General features: G+C 47.5%; 4 protein-coding genes. 1 reads left to right on the top strand and 3 read right to left on the bottom strand.

Annotated features, from left to right (window positions below; all coding sequences use genetic code 11):
* A partial coding sequence (locus J1785_RS01200) for a hypothetical protein (protein WP_217218621.1) occupies positions 1–246 on the top strand: 246 nt, incomplete at its 5' end.
* A gap of 133 nt (positions 247–379) precedes the next feature.
* On the opposite strand, the gene J1785_RS01195 is transcribed toward J1785_RS01200, so the two are convergent.
* The 3 genes from J1785_RS01195 to J1785_RS01185 form a co-directional block, all read right to left on the bottom strand.
* A complete protein-coding gene (locus tag J1785_RS01195) occupies positions 380–619 on the bottom strand; it encodes a hypothetical protein (RefSeq protein ID WP_217218620.1) in 240 nt (79 codons plus the stop codon).
* A 190-nt stretch (positions 620–809) separates the two neighbouring features.
* Complete coding sequence (locus tag J1785_RS01190) at positions 810–1,133, bottom strand: hypothetical protein (protein WP_217218619.1); 324 nt, start codon at positions 1,131–1,133, stop codon at positions 810–812.
* 137 nt (positions 1,134–1,270) lie between these two features.
* Entirely contained in the window at positions 1,271–1,441 is a 171-nt protein-coding gene (locus tag J1785_RS01185) for a hypothetical protein (RefSeq protein WP_217218618.1), read from the bottom strand.
* Positions 1,442–1,707: the final 266 nt, after the last annotated feature.

Here is a 1,707-nt window from a genome sequence, read left to right as displayed (position 1 = left end):
CCAATCATTCTTCGCTCTCATTTGCTATCATCCCAGGGAATACGCAACTATATTGTAAAAAACATTGAAAAAAACGGAGGTAATTGCTTTGTTCAAGTAGGTCTTCAGACGGATTCTAAATTTATGCTTCTATGGTTAACACCTGCATTTCAGGGAGTATTCCAGTTATATATACCTGCACTCAGACAATATGAAGCGGAAGTTATAATTACATTTAGCGATACTAAAGCAATCAGTAAATGCTAAGATAAATTCAATATCAGTACATTGCTTCTGATAGAGACGGTGCGGCAGATACGGGGCGTAACTGTTGCACCGTCGCACAGACTTGATTTTAATATTCTTACGGCAACCATTTACTTGGATGCCTCAGCTCCACTCATGCCTGGAGAACCGTCGTGACCTCCATTGCTGCCGCCGCTTCCTCCCTGGCCGCCCTGGCCTCCGGGACCAGCATCGCCCCCATTTCCTCCGTTCCCCGTTCCATCACCGCTGCCGCCGTTTCCTCCATTACCTCCTTCCTCGCCGCCGCTTCCCCCGTTTCCTCCATCTCCATTAGAACCGGATCCTGCATTCCCGCCATCACCCCCGTCTCCATTGCTGGACCCGTTACCTCCATCCCCACCATCTCCGTCGTCTGCGATGGCATTAAAGCTCGCAGTGAAAGCCAAAACAGGAAGCAGGAAAGAAGGTGTGTAGAAGATTAATACTCGTAGTGTTACGACCGCTATTACTAATAATGAGCTTACAAACGTACGTAGAGGAAAAATTCGCATTTAAATTCTCCTTCGTTAAATTCATCATTTTATTTAATCAGGTATTTCCCCCATCGCCACCATCGCCACCATCGCCACCATTCCCTCCTGGTGAATTATTACTGCCGCCATCCCCTCCATTTCCACCATCAGCTCCATTTGCTCCTGCAGCTCCTTCTCCTCCCTGCCCATTGTTACCATTGTTACCACTATTACCTCCATCACCCCCTTCACCGCCGTTCCCACCAGGCGAATCAGCACTATTGCCATTTCCTCCGTTGCCACCATTGCCACCGTTACCACCATCAGGCCCGCTACCGCCATCTCCTCCATTCCCGCCATTGCCCCCAGCAGAGCCACTCCCACCGTCGCCACCATTCCCGCCATCAGCTATTCGATGAATTAAGTGGGAAAACGGTAATAGATTTTTTTCTTCTGTATTTGCACAAGCATTTGCAATTGAGTTGAAAGCCACTACGGCAAAAAGACTCAACCTGACATATTTATTCATTCTATTATTCATCCGTTAGCTCCATTTGCACCGGGCGCACCGCTTCCGCCATTTGCGTTTCCGTTACGTGTGTTGCCGCCATTCCCGCCGTTGCCGCCATCGGTGCATAAAGTTCCCGGTGACCCTTTCTTACCATTTTGGCCGTTAGCGTTACCATTTTCGGTAGTGCCGCCATTTTTTCCATTTAGATATGAGCAGTCGTTATGTTTATGGTGATGCTTATTCGAGGCCTGAGCGCTCATGGCATTGAATGTTAGAAGTGAGAGAATGAGAGTGTTAATGACTAGTGGATTAAATTTCATATTTATATCTCCATAATGAAAACGCGGAGAAAAATATTCACCGCGTCTAAAAATTAAATAAACCTACTATGCTCCACCGTCTCCACCGTCTCCACCGCCATTATCACTACCGTCACCATTACCGGTTCCGTTATTATCC

The sequence above is a fragment of the Rahnella perminowiae genome, from assembly GCF_019049755.1.
Taxonomy (GTDB): Bacteria; Pseudomonadota; Gammaproteobacteria; order Enterobacterales; family Enterobacteriaceae; genus Rahnella; species Rahnella perminowiae.
This window is presented reverse-complemented; position numbering and strand designations above follow the sequence as displayed.

Bases quoted from the DNA above. Each gene is read 5' to 3' on its own strand.
- J1785_RS01195 (WP_217218620.1), bottom strand. From the start codon at position 619: ATGGAGGTAACGGGTCCAGCAATGGAGACGGGGGTGATGGCGGGAATG.
- J1785_RS01190 (WP_217218619.1), bottom strand. From the start codon at position 1,133: ATGGTGGCGACGGTGGGAGTGGCTCTGCTGGGGGCAATGGCGGGAATG.
- J1785_RS01185 (WP_217218618.1), bottom strand. From the start codon at position 1,441: ATGGCGGCACTACCGAAAATGGTAACGCTAACGGCCAAAATGGTAAGA.